The organism is Mucilaginibacter dorajii, assembly GCF_024808255.1.
In the GTDB taxonomy this organism is placed as follows: Bacteria; Bacteroidota; Bacteroidia; order Sphingobacteriales; family Sphingobacteriaceae; genus Mucilaginibacter; species Mucilaginibacter dorajii.
The window spans coordinates 76,686-94,083 of sequence record NZ_JANTYS010000018.1; the positions used below are offsets into that span (position 1 = coordinate 76,686).

The window sequence follows — 17,398 nt, forward strand, 5'->3', positions numbered from 1 at the left end:
AATATATTTATTTTTATATTCCTATTAAAGGTATATAATACAGTTATTTAAAATACATTTCTATCAAATTCGCCCCTCGTTTCGCCGTGCTTTTTAATAACTTTTATAAAGTATTGACACTTACCATACATATGTAGCAACCGAGCCTGCACCCAGGGTTGAGGTGGCCGTTTTTCCGTCAATTTTAAAACTGAAAGTTTGCTGCGCAGTACCTGAGTTTAACACAATTAGCACCTTTGAGCCATCGGTATTTTTGAAGGCTACGTTGGGTAAAGTTGATAGGTAATCTGATGCTATCCTCACCGCGCCCGGCCTCACAAATTTGGATGCGTGAGCAATAATATAGTAGGATACATTACGTGTAACCGATGTTGCCGAATTGATAGTTAAAGCGCCTTTACAACCATCGCAGCCGCCGTTTGTATGCGGCCCGTACGATGGATCTGTAGCCAGGTTCCACTCCAGCACATTACGGCACCAGTTGCGGGTAGCGCCCACAATAAGGTTGGTTACATGCCATGACAAGTCGCCGCCAAAACCGCCTGTTGCAGGGGTATACTGTTCGGTAAAATAAAGATTTTTAGCAGGGTAAGCATCGTGTACTGTAGAAACAGCACTGATATTACCTGCATATAAGTGGAATGCCGCGCCATCGATATAAGGATTAGCGGCAGCGTCTTTATAAATGTCGGTGGCGTATTCAGGATGGTCGGCGTTATGGTCGTAAACAATAATTTTGGTGGTTATACCAGCGGCTTTAAATTGCGGACCGAGATTGTTTTTCACAAAATTGGCTTCCTCGTTTGATTGCATGGTCATGGCCGGGTTATTATAGGCATTCAGCGGTTCATTTTGCGGGGTAACGGCATCAATGGTAATACCCTGCGCTTTCATAGCCTGAATGTATTTTACAAAATATTTGGCGTAGGCGTCATAATAGGTCGTATTTAAGCTTCCTCCTTTAAAGCCGTTTTCACCAAGCGGAGAGGCTTTCATCCAGGTTGGGGCTGTCCATGGGGTAGCCAGTATTTTAATAGCTGGGTTTATGGCGATTATCTTTTTTAGAATAGGGATCAGGTCGGTTTTTTCCTGGTCGATAGAAAAGCTATTCAGGTCGGGATCGGTTTGGCCAGGTGTTACCTCATCGTAAGTGTAATCAAAAGCGCTCAGATCTGATGCGCCAATGCTGATCCTTAAATAGCTTACACCTATATGCGTGCCATCCGTTGCAAACAGGTCGGTAAGCAGATCGTTCTTTTGAGCGTCGCTCATCAGGTTAATTACCTGGGCGCTGCCACCGGTAAGGCAATAGCCAAAGCCATCAATAGTTTGGTAGGTGGTTGCCGCGTCAATATTGATCAACGGACCTGATGCCGCGCTGGTGCCGAAGTTAATAGATACATTTTGCTTGCTGAACACGTTGGTTTGATCGGCAGTAGTAAGCCACATGGCTACATCGCTGCTTACGGGTGTTACGGGCGTAACCGGGGTAACCGGGTTGACAGGCGTAACAGTGCCTGCCGACGATTTTTTACCGCACGACGACGCGCTAAAAACACTAAGGGTGATGAACGAGGTAATAACAGTACTGGTGAAATTTATTTTCATAACGGGTTTGTAAAAACAGTTTAAATTGTTTTCAATTGGTATTAAATTTGGGTTAAATTAGTGGTTAAGCATCACTAATATATACATCAATTAACCGCTTAACAAGTATATATTTGTGGTGTTATAGTATCAAACGCTTTGTTTTTTATTTATTGATACGCTTTAATCCCAAGCAAACCTGTGCAGGCTTATTAAAACAAAACAAAAACCAATGAAACATCAACAATACAATAACAAGGCAATAAAAAGCATATTTTTTTTAATTGCCTTTTGCGTTTTGGCACATTTGCCGGTATTTGCGCAAAATGTAAGGGTTGCGGCCGCGGCCAACCTGCAAACCGTAATTGAGGTTTTACAAAAAGATTTTAAACAAAAAACGGGCATCACCATTGACCCGGTCGTAGGTTCATCGGGCAAACTGGTGGCACAGATCAGTAACGGAGCCCCCTTTGATGTGTTTTTATCTGCCGATATGAGTTTCCCCGAAACTTTGTTTAAAAGCGGGTTCGCGTTACAAAAACCCGTGGTTTACGCCAAAGGGAGTTTGATCATCTGCAGTTCACAGGATATCGGTTTTAATAACTGGGAAAGGCTTTTGTTAACCGCCAGGGTTAAAAAACTGGCCATTGCCAACCCCGCCATTGCCCCTTATGGCAAAGCAGCCGAAGAGGTTTTACAGCGCAAAGGCATCCTGGATAACGTAAAATCGAAAATTGTGTATGGCGAAAGTATTTCGCAGGTAAACACTTATATCACTACCGGTGTGGCCGATGTTGGCTTTACCACCCAATCGCTTATTAAAGAAACCGAAAATAAAACGAAGCTTTTTTACCAGGTGATCAACCCAAAAGATTACGCGCCCATTTTACAGGGGATGGTGATCTTAAAACATAGTAGCGGCAACCCTGGCGCTGAGAAATTTTACCAATACATTTTGAGCCCTGCGGCTAAAAGTATTTTTGAAAGCTATGGCTACCGTGTACAATAACCCTTATTTTTGTTGATGGACCTATCGCCCATTTGGCTCACCCTAAAATTAGCAGGTATCACTACGGCCTTGCTTATCGTAATCGGCGTGCCTTTTGCCTGGTGGCTATCGCGGGGCAAATCATTTTTTAAAATCATCATTGAGGCTATTATAACCATGCCATTGGTGCTGCCACCATCGGTATTGGGCTTTTATTTGCTGCTGGCATTTAGTCCGCAGCATGGTATAGGCAAGTGGCTGCGCGATAGTTTTGATGTGCAGTTTGTATTCTCGTTCCAGGGCTTGGTTTTGGCATCGGTAATTTACAGTATGCCTTTTATGGTTGGCCCGGTAAAATCGGCTTTGCAGCAGCTCCCCGCTTCCCTGGCTGAGGCCTCCTATACTTTAGGCAAAAGCCAATGGCAAACATTTAAAAGTGTGTTGCTGCCCAACATCAAACCATCACTGTTAACAGCCATAGTGCTCAGCTTTGCCCATACCCTGGGCGAATTTGGGGTGGTGCTGATGATAGGCGGCAATATCCCGGGCGTAACAAGGGTGGCATCCATAGCGGTATATGATTCAGTTGAGAAAATGGATTATGCATCGGCCAATAATTACTCGCTCATTTTGTTTTCCATTACGTTTGTACTGGTGATAGCGGTTTTTGTGTTTAATAAATATCAAGCCAAAAGCCACTTAGGATGATCAACGTAACCATCGAAAAAAAGCTTAAAGGCTACCACGGGCAGCAGGTGATCAAGGTTGATCATCAGTTTACTGCCGGCAGTGTAACCAAAATTTACGGCCCATCCGGATCGGGGAAAACCACTTTTCTTAAAGTAATAGCCAGCTTAACCAAACCCGAAAAAGGACGGATAGTTGTCGGGGGGATTACCTGGTTTGATGCGGAACAAAAGATCGATGTACCCACTCAAAAAAGAAACGTTGGTTTTGTGTTTCAGCAATATGCCTTATTTCCTAACATGACCGTAAGGCAACACCTGGAATATGCTACCACAGATGAACTATGGATAAAACGCTTATTGTTGTTGGGTAAATTAGATACCCTGCAAACCCATAAGCCCGAATACTTATCGGGCGGGCAGCAACAGCGTTTAGCCATACTGCGTGCGCTGGCCACCCGGCCAAAACTGCTTTTGATGGATGAACCCTTCTCGGCCATCGACCCTAAAATGAAAGCAGAATTAATGGCCGAACTGAGCGTACTTTTAAAAGAGATGGAAATCACAACCATCATTGTAAGCCACAATCCTCAGGAACTGGATGGATGGGCTACCGATGAGCTGGTATTTGAATAGACTACGTCGCCGGTTTTAAACCTTTATACTCCCGGTACCAATCGCGGTAGCCAATACTGGCCAGTACCAGTAAAATGATGTATAATATCGCGGTAACATACAGCCCCTTGTAAATGTATAGCGGCACATAGCAAATATCAACAAATACCCAAAGCGCCCAGTTTTGCAATATTTTACGGGTCATGAGCAATTGGGCCATAAAACTTACCGAGGTACAAAACCCATCGATATAAGGCACCTTACTTGGGGTGAATTTTTGAAGGAACAGTCCAAGTAAACCTGCAAGGCCCAGCGTGGCCAATAATACCAGGCTATACTCCTTAAGGTTTAAGCTGATTACCGGCTTCTCCTGCCGTTCCTTTTTACGGAGCCAAAAGTACCAGCCGTAAATGCCTGTGCCCAGGAAATAGATCTGCAAGCCGGCATCGCCAAATAAACCGCTTTCAAAAAAAACAATGAGATAGGCCAACACGCTGATGATGCCCGTAAGCCAGTTCCAGATATTTTGCCGGGCGGCAAGGTATACGCAACCAATACCTGTTATGGCGCCAATCCATTCCAGGGAACTGGTTTGCCTGATTTCCTGGATGATGTGACTGCCGATAGAGAGGAATTGCATTTACCTCAAATATATAAAAGGAAACGTAAGGGGCAAAGTTGAGGTTTGCACGTTTTTTACAGAGATACCATTTTATAGTTAGTATCCTCAATAATGTTGTTTTTAGAATGATAAAAGGAGCCTGCAAGTTTTACAACTTGCAGGCTGTGTTGTGCCCCGCCGGGGCACAGATAATCATTTGTGTGTTTTCTACAAAGCTTTTGCTCCTCTGGAGTACCTTGTTAATGGGGTTGAGTTTAAAATCATCTAAAGACACCGATCAGCCGGCCAGGCACCACATCGGGGTGCAAGCTTGGTACCAATAATCCATCAATATTTTTAGAGCTCCAGCGGAGCTCAACTTATGCGTGCAGAAACACATTTAAGCCACCATTTCTCCCCTCTTAAAACCTACTGTGTGTACACATCTTTTGATTTTTACCATATAATTAAAAAACGTTTGTCATTTCGAACGAACCTGTAGGGATTTGTGTGCCGGAGGTGAGGAGAAATCTTTTAAAAGCGGACAGCCGGCCGTGCAAGGCGCCGAAGATTTCTCCTCGCCCCCCCGCTTTTTCCCACGTTTGCTCGTTCGAAATGACATTTTTCTTTGACAAAAAGATGTGTACACACAGTAGCTCTTAAAACGCCAGCGTAATTTTCCCGGCAGTCCGCCCTTTTGCCAATTCCAGGTGCGCATCGGCCAATTGGTCAAAAGGGAATGTTTTGTACACAACCGATTTAACAATGCCTTTAGTTAAAAAGCCCGCTATGGTTTCCATATCCGCACCGCTGGGGTATACCAAAATGTTATGGGCGTTGATACCAAGTTCGGCGGCTTTTTGTAAAAGCGGTTCAGTTAAGCCCCCCATAATGCTGATGATAGTGCCTCCCTTTTTAACGATGTTAAGTAAAAGCGATGTGTTATCACCACCTATCGGATCCAATATATAGTCGATATTTTTGGCTGCCTGCTCAAGCGACTGCGCATGATAGTCGATATGCTCATCGGCACCTAACGACAGGATGAGATCTTTGTTGGCTGCCGATGAAGTACCTATAACATAAGCACCCATGTGTTTGGCAATTTGTACCGCATAATGGCCAACACCACCGGCTGCCGCCTGGATCAATACCCTATCGCCGGATTTTATGGTTACATGAAGGGTTAAGGCTTGCCAGGCAGTTAAAGCCGCTAATGTGGCGGCCGCAGCCTCATCATGGCTGATATTTGCCGGCTTTATGGCTAATTCCGACGGTTTTGCAACCACGTATTCAGCATAGGCCTTACCTAATTTAGGAAACTCGATCATCGAAAAAACTTCATCGCCTGCTTTGAAGCCGGTTACATCTGCACCCGTTTCGGTTATCACACCACTAATATCCCAGCCTAAAATAATCGGCATCGGATCTTTTATACGACTGGCCATACCTTTGCCTTCGCGGGTTTTTACATCAACCGGGTTTATGCTGATGGATTTTAGTTTGATCAATACTTCATCGGCTTTGATGACCGGTACGGGGATTTCGATGGTTTGGAAATTCTCTACTCCGCCAAACTCTTTTAAAATTATTGCTTTCATTTTTACTGCCCTGATTAAAAGAACAAAATTATACCAATATTTATAATTAAATTGGTACATAATTTCTATAATTTGGTACATTTGCAACATGATCAGGGAAAATTTGTACGAACCATTCTCCATTACTTATTGCACTTTAGATAAATGCCCCAAGTTTGAGCATAAGCACAATTTTTTTGAGCTGATCTTTATTATCTCGGGCACGGGCAGACAATGCATTAACCAAAGCAGTTTTAATTACGGGCCGGGTCATATGTTTTTGATAACGCCCGAAGATTGCCACTCTTTTGATGTGGAAACCCCTACCGGGTTTTTCTTTTTGAAGTTTAACGATATCTACCTTAAAAAAGGCGGTTTGCTAAACGAAAACATTAAACGGCTGGAGTATATTTTACATAATGCCAATCACCAGCCGGGCTGTATCCTCAAAAACCAACCCGATAAACGGCTGGTTGGCCCTATGATTGAAGCCATCATCCGCGAGTACGAGCACAAAGATATATACAACCAGGAGCTGATCCAGCAATTGGTAAATACCCTGATCATTGTAGTGGCCCGTAACATTGCCCGCTATTTGCCCGAGCAGGTGAATATGGGCACCGAAGAAAAGGCCATGGATATTCTGCAATATGTACAGCACAATATTTACTATCCCGAAAAGCTGAAAGCCGATGTGATCAGCGATGTTTTCAGCATATCTGAGGCCTATATGGGGCGTTATTTTAAAAAGCACGCCAACGAAACCCTGCAACAATACATTACCAACTATAAAACCAAACTGATAGAGCACCGCCTTCAATTCAGCGATAAACGCCTTACCGAAATTGCCGGCGAATTTGGCTTTACGGATGAAAGTCATTTCAACAAATTTTTCCGCAAGCAAAAAGGCCAAAGCCCTAAGGAGTATCGCAAGGTTGTGCAGCTGGCAAGGGCTTCGTAATTGGTTCAAACTGTTCGTTATAAACAGATCTTCCTGTTCATTTAGGACAATGAATATTCCTACAATACCTTTCTTATTCTCAATTAAAAATTAAACTGTGAGTTAAGCGTATCGGGTAAAATAAATACGCTGCACCGCTTATCCTAAACCTGCACTACAAATACACTACTGCGCTTGCTATCAATGCGTATCAGATCGATACAAGGCATTTATAATGAGTTAATTACATCTTCATAAGTTAATTTTATAGCTGCAAAACCTATTGAAAACCATTTTTATCACTCGCCGGGTTGCAGCTATTTAGTAGCCATGTACCCGGTAAACACTTTTTGAATAATGGTTTTATGGCCTTGCCTATGCCTGTAATCAACAATAATTATATAAACCATTTAACCATTACTTTATGAGATCAAATTTTAACTCTTATTTACTTTGTGGCTTGTTTGCCTTTGTAATAGCACTGGCATCATGTAAAAAGGATAATTTCAGTAATATGGGTCCGGCTCCCTTAAATGCCGACGCGGTGAAGGGCAACCAGGCCAGTTTGGCCGTTACCGCGGCCAATTTTAAAGTAATAGGTTATTTGCCAAGTTGGGAGGGCGAACTAAACACTATTCAGTTTACCAAGTTAACACACATTAACTACGCCTTTTTAACACCCGAAAATGATGGCAGCCTTGATCCGCTTGATAACCTGAGCAAATTTACCAGCCTCATCCCCACCGCGCACAGCAACAATGTTAAAGTGCTTATTTCTGTTGGCGGTGGCGGTGGTGGCGATGCTTTTCACAGCATTGTAGCCAACGCCGGCTACCGTACCACCTTTGTGAATAACATGGTGAATTTTGTAAACCAGTATGGTATAGATGGTGTTGATGTAGACTGGGAGTTTCCATCAGCAGGTACCGAGGCTAATAATTTTTATACGCTGATGCAGCAATTGGCTACGGCCATGCATAACAATGGCAAGGTATGTACCATTGCCGCTATAGCCAATTCGGCAAGTTATGTGGTTGATGGTATGTTTACCACGCTGGATTGGATTAACATTATGGATTATGATGATAACAACTTCCAGCACTCTACCTACCAGTCGGCGGTAAACAGTTTAAATTACTGGCTGGGCAGGGGCTTGCCGGCAGCCAAAGCCATTCTGGGTGTACCGTTTTACGGGCGCGATAACCGTTACGATTATTTAACGGTTAATTATAACGTGATCCTGTCACAAGGTGGCAGTCCTAATTCAGATACTTTTCAAACCATTGGGTATAACGGCATCCCGACTATACAGGCCAAAACCAACCTGGCATTTGCCCAGGCCGGCGGCATGATGATCTGGGAACTGGCCGGCGATGGCACAGGTAGCAACTCTTTGCTATCGGCCATAAATGCTATTGTGCTTACCCACGGTAGTACGGGTGGCGGCACAACTGCGCCTATTGGCCAAACCGTTACCTTAAAAGGCTTTAACAATCAATATGTAAGCGGCGAAAACGGCACCCAGGCCATGAACTGCAACCGGGCAACAGCATCGGCATGGGAAACATTTACCGTTGTTGATGCAGGCGGCGGCAAGGTATCCTTGCGGAGCATGGGTAAATATGTATCGAGCGAAAACGGCACGCAGGCCATTACCTGTAACCGTACCACGGCCGGCGACTGGGAAAAATTCGACTGGATAACCACAACCGATGGTAAAGTAACCCTCAGGGGAAACAACGGCAAATTCATCTCCAGCGAAAACGGCACGCAACCCATGACCTGTACCCGTACAACGGCATCGGGCTGGGAAGCTTTCGGGATTAATCAGTAGTATTTAATAATTTGATTATAAGCAGCCGGTGTGCATTTGTGCATCGGCTGTTTTTGTTTGGAAAGTCACGGGATTTCCTCTTTCACAATAATAATTGTTTCATTTTCGACAGCATCTGAAGGAAAGCATAACGCAGACGACTCACCCCGACTCGGCTACGCCCGTCTTCCCCTCTCTCCGGCCAAAGCCGCATAGAGGGGCGGGAAGTTTTCCGTTTTTTAAAACCCTCTTTGCGGCTTGCCGGAGGGTCGGCCAGCGAAGCGCTGCCGGGGTGAATTTTCGTCGACATACGGAGTAGATTACCAGGTCTACATCATAGACGCCCTTATAAATAAGAGTTACGAGGTAATGACGATTCTTTTTGTGCTATTACATTTCCTAAAACCATTTTAAAAATCTTCGTAAAAAATATTCCCGCTCCCTATTGGAATTATAAATTATATCCATAACTTTGAACAACAAAGTACTTTTAATGAAAGATCAAGACATTCACGCCGAACTGAGCTCTATCCGCGACCTTATGGAGCGCTCTTCCAAGTTTATTTCGCTAAGCGGCTTATCGGGTATAATGGCCGGCATATACGCACTTTTGGGTGCTGGCCTGGCATATAACATAGTTTATAAGGAACACGATGGCGTAGTTGGCCGGGTTTATTATGAAAATGCGCCACAGATAATCCCCCAGCTGTTTTTGATAGCCTTATTTGTGCTCATCCTATCACTGGCAACGGGCATTATTTTAAGTTACCGTAAGGCAAAAAAAATGGGGCAGAGTTTTTGGAACACAAGCAGCAAAAGGCTGCTGATTAACCTTGCTATCCCCTTAGTTACCGGCGGATTGTTTATCCTCATTTTATTTTTGCAAGGCAGGTACAGCACTATATCATCGGCCAGCCTTATATTTTATGGTTTGGCTTTAGTTTCGGCCAGTCATTACACATATAAAGGCGTAAGGGGTTTGGGGATATTGGAGATTTTGTTAGGTTTGCTTGCCGCGCTGATACCCGGTTACGGATTAATTTTTTGGGCTACCGGTTTTGGTCTGCTCCACATTATTTATGGTACGGTAATGCATTTTAGATACGATAAGTGAAGATATCATTAGAACAATTTGATAAAGCGTTTGAAAACCGCATTCGCCTGCAAATCATGAGCGTACTGGTTGCCAATGAAAGCTACGACTTTAATTCCCTTAAAGATCTGCTTGACCTTACCGACGGCAACCTGGCATCGCACCTGAAAGCATTGGAAAAAGAGGAATACATCCAGGTACAAAAAAGCTTTATAGGCCGCAAACCCAATACCCGTTACCTGGCATCAGAAAAAGGCCGTGCCGCTTTCAGGCTGCACCTGCTTGCCCTCGAAAATTTAATAAAACAACAGAAGCTTTAATTTTTTTTATCTATTTACTTTGAAATACAAAGTTCTTTTAAATTAACAAAATGAAAAAACTACAATCAATTTTAACGGAAGACCGGGTAATTAAAACCGGTTTAATTATGATACTGATATCGGCCGCGCTATTCGCGTTTCCCGAACTAAACCTTATCGATCTGAAGGAAGGTGCCGATATCAGCTTTTTTTTCACCAGCTACCTACTCTCGGTAGTGTACCTCATTGTTGTACTTTTAACTAAACCCAAGCGACTGGCTTACTGGGCATTGGTGTTCATCCTATGGTTCATCAGTGCCTTCGCCTTAAATCGCGAAATGAATGTGTTTGATACCTCGGTACCCTGGCTGTGCGTAGCCATTTGTGTTTCATGTGGTGCGGTTATCTTGTCGGCGTTTGCTGATCGATTTAGCAATGCTGCTAAACATTTGCTAATATTTTTTTTAGGGATAGCCTTTCTATTGTTTTTATACTACAGCCTTTACCTAACCTCTATGTACATTATAGGAATATTGGCGGCTATAGCTATCGGCATCTCGCTGCACGTTTTTGCTCCTGTAGCTTTAGCGGTTACTACCTTTATTATCATCAGGCGGAATGTTGCTGGTAGCCGGTCGTTAAAAATAGCGCTTGCTGCGGGCGTGTTTATACCGGTTATTGCTTGCGCGTTGTTTGTATGGCAATGGCGCGGTATTAACAAACAGGTAAACCAGGCCATTAACCATAATATTTTAAGCGAGGGTAAATTGCCGGCCTGGGTGGTTATCAGCCAAAACATACCTAAAAATGACATTGCCGAGCGTATTATAAAAGCCAACCTGGTATACAAAACCGCCAACCTGCAGGACAACTGGTTTTGGGGCAACTTTCATAATACATCATTTGATGAACCCTTAAAGCATGATCCGCTGGTGGTAATTGCCAGCATCTTTAGCACCCAAACCAACCTGGAAGAACACGAACGCATCAAAATACTGGAAGCCATGTACGATTCAAGGCACAAAGCCCAGGAGCGTTTGTGGGGTGGCAATAAGCTAACCACCTCATCGGTAATTACCAATGTGAAGATCTTCCCCGAGTACAGGATGGCCTATACCGAAAAAACATTGTTTGTGAAAAATCATGAAGAGCGTACCTGGTGGGGCGGACAGGAAGCTATTTATACCTTTCACGTGCCCGAAGGATCGGTAGTAAGTTCATTATCTTTATGGATAGATGGCAAGGAAGCTAAATCGCGCTTAACTACCAGGGCCAAAGCAGATTCGGCTTATAAAACAGTGGTAGGTGTGGAAGTCCGTGATCCATCTGTGGTTCACTGGCAGGAGGGCAATACCGTTACCGCACGTATTTTCCCATGCACGGCAACCGAGGCGCGTAAATTCAGGGTAGGCGTTACCAGTCCGCTAAAACTACAGGGGCAGCAATTGACCTATGAAAGCATTTATTTTGATGGCCCCCCGGCCGATGATGCCAGCGAAACCATCCAGGTTTCCTTTTCAAAAAAGCCGGCGCTGTTTAACCTCCCCGGTTTTGAGGAGATCAATGAAGGTGTTTTTACTGCCGATAGAAAATATCAGCCCGATGAAGAAATTAGTTTCGCGGTTGTTCCATTGGCCGACAAGCCCTTCGCTTTTGCAGGTAGCGGCTATCAGCTTAAAGAGTATAAGCCACAATTTACAATGTTTGATCCCGGCACCATCTACCTTGATTTAAACAACTCCTGGACCAATACCGAGTTTGACAGCCTTTGGCAAAGCATTAAAAATAAAAAGGTTTATTATGACGATGGCGGGCTAAAACGGTTAACCGACCAAAATAAAACGGCTGTTTTGGCAAGGGCTCAAAAATTAAACTTCAGCCTATTCCCGGTAAACGAGATCAGGGATGCAGATAATGCCTTGCTCATCACCAAATCAACCCAAACAGCACCCAATTTAAATGACCTCGACGATTCTGAATTTCAGAAAAGATTAACCACTTACCTGGCTACCGCTAAACCGATTAGGCTATACAACGTCGGTACCAAACTAACGCCGTACTTAAAAGCGCTGAAAGAAATGCGGGTATTTGTTTATGACGATGGCGGTGTGCAAAAACTACAAAGCAACCTTGCTAAGCACCTGTTTTTAAAAAGCCAGGAGGATGATAAACATGTGGTGTTAGATCAATCGGGCGTGATGATAGCGCAAACCGCCGATACCACCGGCAGTAATGCCCCCGATCACCTGCTGCGGTTATTTGCTTACAACGATGTGATGAAAAAGGTTGGTCCGCATTATTTTGATAAAACCTATGTACAGCCGGATATTATTAAAGAAGCGGAGCAGGCTTATATTACCTCGCCGGTATCAAGTTTAATTGTGTTAGAAACCCAGGCCGATTATGAGCGCTTTGGCATCGATGCCAATAAAAACAGCCTGGCCAATGCATCCATGAAATCATCGGGTGCTGTACCCGAACCGGGCGAATGGTTGCTGGTATTGATTGCCATTGCCGTAATTAACTTTTTAGTATACCGCGCTAAATATGCCAAACACGATCTTTAAAATGCAGCTTCCGGATACGCAGGCAAGTAGCAGCCGATTATTGATCAATGGCTGCTGCTTATTGTACCTCATCATCGCCATAAAACTACTTGCCGTTTATTTTTTATGGAACGCCGATGTATTACTTGGCCTGGCATTGGCCCCATATATATGCAGGGTAAAAACCGGTGGGTTTTCCATGCGCTATTTGCTGCCAGCACTTTTATTTACCGTCACCGCGCTTATCTTCCCGGTTAAAACCACCTTGTTTGTAGCATTGTTGTTTGCTGTTCTGCTATTTTTCGAGAATTTTAAGGGGAAGGTAAGTACGGTCTTGTTCTTTTTGTTGTTGCTTATCTCGCCGCTGTTTTTGTACATCAGCAATGCTATCAGCTTCCCTGTCAGGATCTGGCTGAGCCAAATGGTGGCGCAAATTTTAACCATTTGCGGTGCGCAGGCCCACGCAGCAGGCAATATCATTGAACTAAATGGGGCCGAGTTCGCGGTAGACCAGGCTTGCGCCGGTTTACATATGCTGAGCATGTCGCTTATCATATGCCTGTTTGTAATTGCCCATTGCCAGCGGCAAACTGTAAAGCAGTTGAGTTTTATACAGGTTACGTTGCTGTTGTGCCTCACCTTTGTTTTAAACATCGTATGCAACCTGTGCCGCATTATGTTGCTGGTACTGTTTAAAATTCCGGCGGGTAATGTATTGCATGATATTACAGGTGTTATTTGCCTGCTGGTTTATGTGATATTGCCGCTATTATGGCTCTCGCAGGTTTATCTTAAAAGGTCGGTTAAGGTTGAGAAAAATCCACGGCAGTACCAGCTTATCCGCTTGGAACCTTATGAACTACGCTACCCTGTAATTCACGTAGCATTGGCTGTTACACTTATCATCAGCCTTTTCAACCTAAAAACCATGGACGAATTAAGCAACAAAAATGCCGATGCCGTAGTTCTTAGGGGCTACCATAAACAATTGTTAGCAAGCGGGGTGATCAAGTTTGAGAATGCCCATGCGCTGGTTTACCTGAAGCCTACACCATTTTATGCCCCTGAGCATAACCCCATGATATGCTGGCAGGGCAGCGGCTATAATTTTACCAGTATTAAAGCCGAGGTAATGAACGGACTGGAAGTTTACTCGGGCATCCTCGCCAAAGGTAAGGATAGAATTTATAGCGCCTGGTGGTTTGATAATGGCAGCATGCAAACCATCAGCCAGTTTGAATGGCGCTGGGAAGCGGCAAAAGGCGGCAGGCCGTTTTATTTGGTTAATGTGAATGCATTGAGCGAAGCGGGGTTGAAAGCGTCGATAGATAATTTGCAACAACAGGGAAATCGCTTTTAAAAGGAGGCTCCTACGGAGCCCAAAAAAGCAAGCTAATTCATAGCTATAAACACGCAACTCCTCTGGAGTTGTAAAATTAGGGGCTACAGCGTAGCCTCGTGTTTATAGCATACAAACACCAATGATTTGGCTCCGTAGGTGCCTCCTTTTAAAAGCGAATCCCATGCGAGAGACTACCCACCTTTCCTTCAGTTTTCTAACTCCCGAAAATAAAAAATTGCATTTTAAATAATTTTTGCATCTTTGTGCCAATTCCTTAATTGTTAACCCTTTAATTATTAGGAATCATGCAAGAAAGTATCTCCTCTATATCCCATTAGGTAGCTGCCCCAAAACAGGCGGACAACAAATTCATTTGCTTTTTATTTTGAGATCGGTTTAACTACATTGTTTTAACCCCGGCTTGGCTTTGTTTGTCGTTCAGTTCTGTGTTTTGCGGTTTGGCTCGCCTTTTTAGAATGGGTATATCTGCTACGGCAGATGAATTTTGAAAAACACAACAGGTTTAAAAATTAGAACGCAAAGCGTGATGGACATGCATGATTGGCCGCACATTAAAAAGTCGGACCGGAGAAAGAAGCGGCTCGTAAAAAAAGACTTCGACAAAAAACTGATCAGATTAATTAAGCAACGAAAAGTATTAAAAATACAAAAGCGGAATTTGCCGCCGGTGATATTGGATAAACCCTATCAGCGTGGTTGGGTGCGCTATTTTGTTTTGCGGAGTGATATCGCCCGGAGTGAAAAAGCGCAGTTTTATAACAATCTGTTAGCTAAAATAAATACTTACTGGCGGCATTATGATAAATCTTTTAAGCGAAGAAAGATTCGCAGAGGTGCTTATGAAAATTGCGACGCCAGTCTCCATAAATTGAATGAGTTATGGCCAACGGATTTTCACGGTGATAAACTGAATTTAACTGATGCCGAAAAAGACTGCTTTTATTTAAAAGAAACCTGGAACGACAGATACGATCGCTGGGAAAGCAAATATGTATTTGCCGAAGCCTGGCGGTATGTTTTAGTAATAAAACCTTATATGGTTTATGCCGAAAAACAGGCTGATGGCTTACTTGAGCAGGAATTAGCTCAAATTGAGGATCAACTAACCTGGAATTGTCTATTCCCAAGGGTAAGAAAAATAAAGCGAAGCGTGTATAAATACTGGAAGCCCGAAGATGAGGACGTTCGGTATACTAACTATTTAAAAAACAAACCCAGGTACACCTCAAAAGAGGCCTACCTGGATCACTAAAACAATACCCTTATGGGCAATTTAAAAACAAAAGAATTAGATAACATAGGCTACACGGATGACCGGCTTAAAAGCATCACCATCAACACCGTAGCCAAACATTTTAAGCATCAGCATAAGACAGATACCCTTGCGCTGCTGACAGCGGTAAAAGATAATCCTGCAGCATACGTGGGCAACAACAACCTGCAAAAGATAGCGGAGGCGTTGCTGATTGTTGTAGCGGAGCCGGTAGAAACATTTGAGTTAAAGCAGCAGGCATCGCCATTAAAAATTTATGGCGGGGACGATATTGAAGAGATAGCAAAAAAACAAATGAGGCTGGCGCTTTCGCTCCCGGTAAGTGTGCAGGGCGCTTTAATGCCCGATGCGCATAGTGGTTATGGCTTGCCTATTGGTGGAGTGTTGGCTACCCGCAACGCGGTGATCCCCTATGGCGTAGGCATGGATATTGGCTGTCGCATGGCTTTGAGTATTATTGATGCCGATGAAAAGTTTATTAAACGTTATGAGCATCAAATAAAACAAGGCATAGGTACGTGGACCCATTTTGGGATGGATGGCGGTTTGCGGGTAGTGCAGGATCATGAAGTATTAGATAGCCCTTTGTTCCGCGAAACGGCGATGCTTAAAAAACTGCATGGCAAGGCGGTACAGCAATTGGGTACATCGGGCGGAGGTAATCATTTTGTAGAGTTTGGGCTGATGACCTTAAAAACGGATAACACGTTAGGCCTGCCTGCTAAAACCTACCTGGCCTTGCTCACACACTCGGGCAGCCGCGGTTTGGGAGCCAACATCGCGAAGCATTATACGCAAGTGGCCATGAATACTTGTAAGCTACCGCGGGAAGCGCAACCATTAGCCTGGCTTGATCTTGATACACAAGCAGGGCAGGAATACTGGTTAAGCATGACACTTGCCGGCGATTATGCCCAGGCCTGTCATGACCGGATTCACGCCAACCTGCTAAAAGCATTAGGGTTAAAAGCTTTGCACGAGGTAGAAAACCACCACAATTTTGCATGGCAGGATAAACTTGCAGATGGTACCGAAGTGATCATTCACCGCAAGGGAGCAACGCCGGCCCATAAAAACGAATTGGGTATTATCCCGGGCAGTATGGCAACGCCTGCTTATTTGGTAACAGGCAAGGGTAATGCCGATGCTTTAAACTCGGCATCGCATGGAGCTGGGCGGGCTATGAGCAGGCAGGACGCCAAAAGCAGTACTACCAAATCGGCCATGAAAAAAATGTTGGCCAATGCCGGCATTACGCTGATTGATGGCAGTGTTGAAGAAAACCCGCTGGCTTATAAAGACATCCAAAAAGTAATGAACGCGCAGGCCGGTTTGGTGGAAATACAGGGAGAGTTTTGGCCGCGCATAGTACGTATGAATAAAGAATAACAACATGAAAAAAGTAATTATACAAATAACAACTGGTAAAGGCCCGCTGGAGTGTTGCCGGGTAGTAGCCAAAGTACAGGAGTTGATGCTGAAACAGGCAGCTGCTTCAAACATCAGCCTATCCGTCATCGAAGAAAAGAAAGCCGCGGTAAACGGCACGATGCTATCTGCAACGATGTTATTAGAAGGCGATAGCATCGACAATTTTATAACCGAATGGAACGGCACTATATTATGGATAGCACAAAGCCCCTATCGTAAGTTTCACAAACGTAAAAACTGGTTTATAGGCGTGGGCATTTTTGATACCAATACGCAGGTTATTTTTAACCCTGCCGATGTAAAGTTTGAAACCCTGAGGGCATCAGGCCCGGGTGGGCAAAATGTAAACAAGGTTGAAACCGCTGTACGCGGCACACACTTACCCACGGGTTTGCAGGTAATGGCCATGGATAACCGCTCCCAATTACAAAACAAGAAACTTTGTTTGCAAAGGTTGGAGGCAAAGGTAATGGCATCGCAAACGCGGGCGCAAATAGCCCGGTTAGAAAGCCAGTGGCTCGCCCATCATTCGCTGGTGCGGGGTAACGCGGTAAAAGTAATAGAGCAGGCGTTATAGTTATTG

At 44.1% G+C, this 17,398-nt stretch carries 15 protein-coding genes; 12 read left to right on the forward strand and 3 right to left on the reverse strand.

The window, feature by feature from the left end:
- Nucleotides 1-120: 120 nt before the first annotated feature.
- The gene (locus FHS10_RS21370) at nucleotides 121-1,608 is read right to left on the reverse strand and encodes a glycoside hydrolase family 30 protein (protein ID WP_259094447.1); all 1,488 of its coding nucleotides are present in this window, start codon (nucleotides 1,606-1,608) and stop codon (nucleotides 121-123) included.
- A gap of 211 nt (nucleotides 1,609-1,819) precedes the next feature.
- Here FHS10_RS21370 and modA point away from each other — a divergent pair, with 211 nt between their 5' ends.
- Genes modA through FHS10_RS21385 form a run of 3 tightly spaced genes read left to right on the forward strand, consistent with a single transcriptional unit; the run spans nucleotide 1,820 to nucleotide 3,897 of the window.
- Nucleotides 1,820-2,596: a molybdate ABC transporter substrate-binding protein gene (modA, locus tag FHS10_RS21375; protein ID WP_259094449.1), complete on the forward strand. Its 777-nt coding sequence runs from the start codon at nucleotides 1,820-1,822 to the stop codon at nucleotides 2,594-2,596.
- A gap of 15 nt (nucleotides 2,597-2,611) precedes the next feature.
- The gene (gene modB, locus FHS10_RS21380; protein ID WP_259094451.1) at nucleotides 2,612-3,283 is read left to right on the forward strand and encodes a molybdate ABC transporter permease subunit; all 672 of its coding nucleotides are present in this window, start codon (nucleotides 2,612-2,614) and stop codon (nucleotides 3,281-3,283) included.
- On the forward strand, nucleotides 3,280-3,897 hold the full coding sequence (locus tag FHS10_RS21385; protein WP_259094453.1) for an ATP-binding cassette domain-containing protein: 618 nt from the start codon (nucleotides 3,280-3,282) through the stop codon (nucleotides 3,895-3,897). The genes modB and FHS10_RS21385 overlap by 4 nt, the downstream gene beginning before the upstream one ends.
- 1 nt (nucleotide 3,898) lies before the next feature.
- Here the strand turns inward: FHS10_RS21385 and pnuC are convergent, their stop codons facing one another.
- Nucleotides 3,899-4,516: a nicotinamide riboside transporter PnuC gene (gene pnuC / locus FHS10_RS21390; RefSeq protein WP_259094455.1), complete on the reverse strand. Its 618-nt coding sequence runs from the start codon at nucleotides 4,514-4,516 to the stop codon at nucleotides 3,899-3,901.
- Nucleotides 4,517-5,136: 620 nt separating this feature from the next.
- Entirely contained in the window at nucleotides 5,137-6,078 is a 942-nt protein-coding gene (locus FHS10_RS21395) for an NADP-dependent oxidoreductase (protein WP_259094457.1), read from the reverse strand.
- An 88-nt stretch (nucleotides 6,079-6,166) separates the two neighbouring features.
- Between FHS10_RS21395 and FHS10_RS21400 the strand changes: the two genes are divergently transcribed.
- From FHS10_RS21400 to prfH, 9 genes are all read left to right on the forward strand, one after another.
- Nucleotides 6,167-7,018, forward strand: a complete 852-nt coding sequence (locus FHS10_RS21400) for a helix-turn-helix domain-containing protein (protein ID WP_259094459.1) — start codon at nucleotides 6,167-6,169, stop codon at nucleotides 7,016-7,018.
- Nucleotides 7,019-7,421: 403 nt separating this feature from the next.
- A complete protein-coding gene (locus tag FHS10_RS21405) occupies nucleotides 7,422-8,831 on the forward strand; it encodes a glycosyl hydrolase family 18 protein (RefSeq protein WP_259094461.1) in 1,410 nt (469 codons plus the stop codon).
- Between the two features lie 472 nt (nucleotides 8,832-9,303).
- Complete coding sequence (locus tag FHS10_RS21410) at nucleotides 9,304-9,924, forward strand: hypothetical protein (RefSeq protein WP_259094463.1); 621 nt, start codon at nucleotides 9,304-9,306, stop codon at nucleotides 9,922-9,924.
- Nucleotides 9,921-10,223 carry a winged helix-turn-helix domain-containing protein gene (locus FHS10_RS21415; RefSeq protein WP_259094464.1) on the forward strand — a complete coding sequence of 101 codons (303 nt, stop codon included), beginning with the start codon at nucleotides 9,921-9,923 and terminating at the stop codon, nucleotides 10,221-10,223. Before FHS10_RS21410 ends, FHS10_RS21415 begins: the two co-directional genes overlap by 4 nt.
- Before the next feature lie 50 nt (nucleotides 10,224-10,273).
- Entirely contained in the window at nucleotides 10,274-12,769 is a 2,496-nt protein-coding gene (locus FHS10_RS21420; protein WP_259094466.1) for an XrtN-dependent VIT domain-containing protein, read from the forward strand.
- Complete coding sequence (gene xrtN / locus FHS10_RS21425; protein ID WP_259094467.1) at nucleotides 12,750-14,108, forward strand: exosortase N; 1,359 nt, start codon at nucleotides 12,750-12,752, stop codon at nucleotides 14,106-14,108. The genes FHS10_RS21420 and xrtN overlap by 20 nt, the downstream gene beginning before the upstream one ends.
- Nucleotides 14,109-14,784: 676 nt before the next feature.
- On the forward strand, nucleotides 14,785-15,363 hold the full coding sequence (locus FHS10_RS21430; RefSeq protein WP_259094469.1) for a hypothetical protein: 579 nt from the start codon (nucleotides 14,785-14,787) through the stop codon (nucleotides 15,361-15,363).
- Nucleotides 15,364-15,375: 12 nt separating this feature from the next.
- Complete coding sequence (locus FHS10_RS21435) at nucleotides 15,376-16,773, forward strand: RtcB family protein (protein WP_259094471.1); 1,398 nt, start codon at nucleotides 15,376-15,378, stop codon at nucleotides 16,771-16,773.
- 4 nt (nucleotides 16,774-16,777) lie between these two features.
- The gene (prfH, locus tag FHS10_RS21440) at nucleotides 16,778-17,392 is read left to right on the forward strand and encodes a peptide chain release factor H (RefSeq protein ID WP_259094473.1); all 615 of its coding nucleotides are present in this window, start codon (nucleotides 16,778-16,780) and stop codon (nucleotides 17,390-17,392) included.
- Nucleotides 17,393-17,398 lie beyond the last annotated feature (6 nt).

What these genes read in the sequence shown, in the direction of transcription:
- FHS10_RS21370 (WP_259094447.1), bottom strand. Translation starts at nt 1,608, where the DNA reads ATGAAAATAAATTTCACCAGTACTGTTATTACCTCGTTCATCACCCTT.
- modA (WP_259094449.1), top strand. Translation starts at nt 1,820, where the DNA reads ATGAAACATCAACAATACAATAACAAGGCAATAAAAAGCATATTTTTT.
- modB (WP_259094451.1), top strand. Translation starts at nt 2,612, where the DNA reads ATGGACCTATCGCCCATTTGGCTCACCCTAAAATTAGCAGGTATCACT.
- FHS10_RS21385 (WP_259094453.1), top strand. Translation starts at nt 3,280, where the DNA reads ATGATCAACGTAACCATCGAAAAAAAGCTTAAAGGCTACCACGGGCAG.
- pnuC (WP_259094455.1), bottom strand. Translation starts at nt 4,516, where the DNA reads ATGCAATTCCTCTCTATCGGCAGTCACATCATCCAGGAAATCAGGCAA.
- FHS10_RS21395 (WP_259094457.1), bottom strand. Translation starts at nt 6,078, where the DNA reads ATGAAAGCAATAATTTTAAAAGAGTTTGGCGGAGTAGAGAATTTCCAA.
- FHS10_RS21400 (WP_259094459.1), top strand. Translation starts at nt 6,167, where the DNA reads ATGATCAGGGAAAATTTGTACGAACCATTCTCCATTACTTATTGCACT.
- FHS10_RS21405 (WP_259094461.1), top strand. Translation starts at nt 7,422, where the DNA reads ATGAGATCAAATTTTAACTCTTATTTACTTTGTGGCTTGTTTGCCTTT.
- FHS10_RS21410 (WP_259094463.1), top strand. Translation starts at nt 9,304, where the DNA reads ATGAAAGATCAAGACATTCACGCCGAACTGAGCTCTATCCGCGACCTT.
- FHS10_RS21420 (WP_259094466.1), top strand. Translation starts at nt 10,274, where the DNA reads ATGAAAAAACTACAATCAATTTTAACGGAAGACCGGGTAATTAAAACC.
- xrtN (WP_259094467.1), top strand. Translation starts at nt 12,750, where the DNA reads ATGCCAAACACGATCTTTAAAATGCAGCTTCCGGATACGCAGGCAAGT.
- FHS10_RS21435 (WP_259094471.1), top strand. Translation starts at nt 15,376, where the DNA reads ATGGGCAATTTAAAAACAAAAGAATTAGATAACATAGGCTACACGGAT.
- prfH (WP_259094473.1), top strand. Translation starts at nt 16,778, where the DNA reads ATGAAAAAAGTAATTATACAAATAACAACTGGTAAAGGCCCGCTGGAG.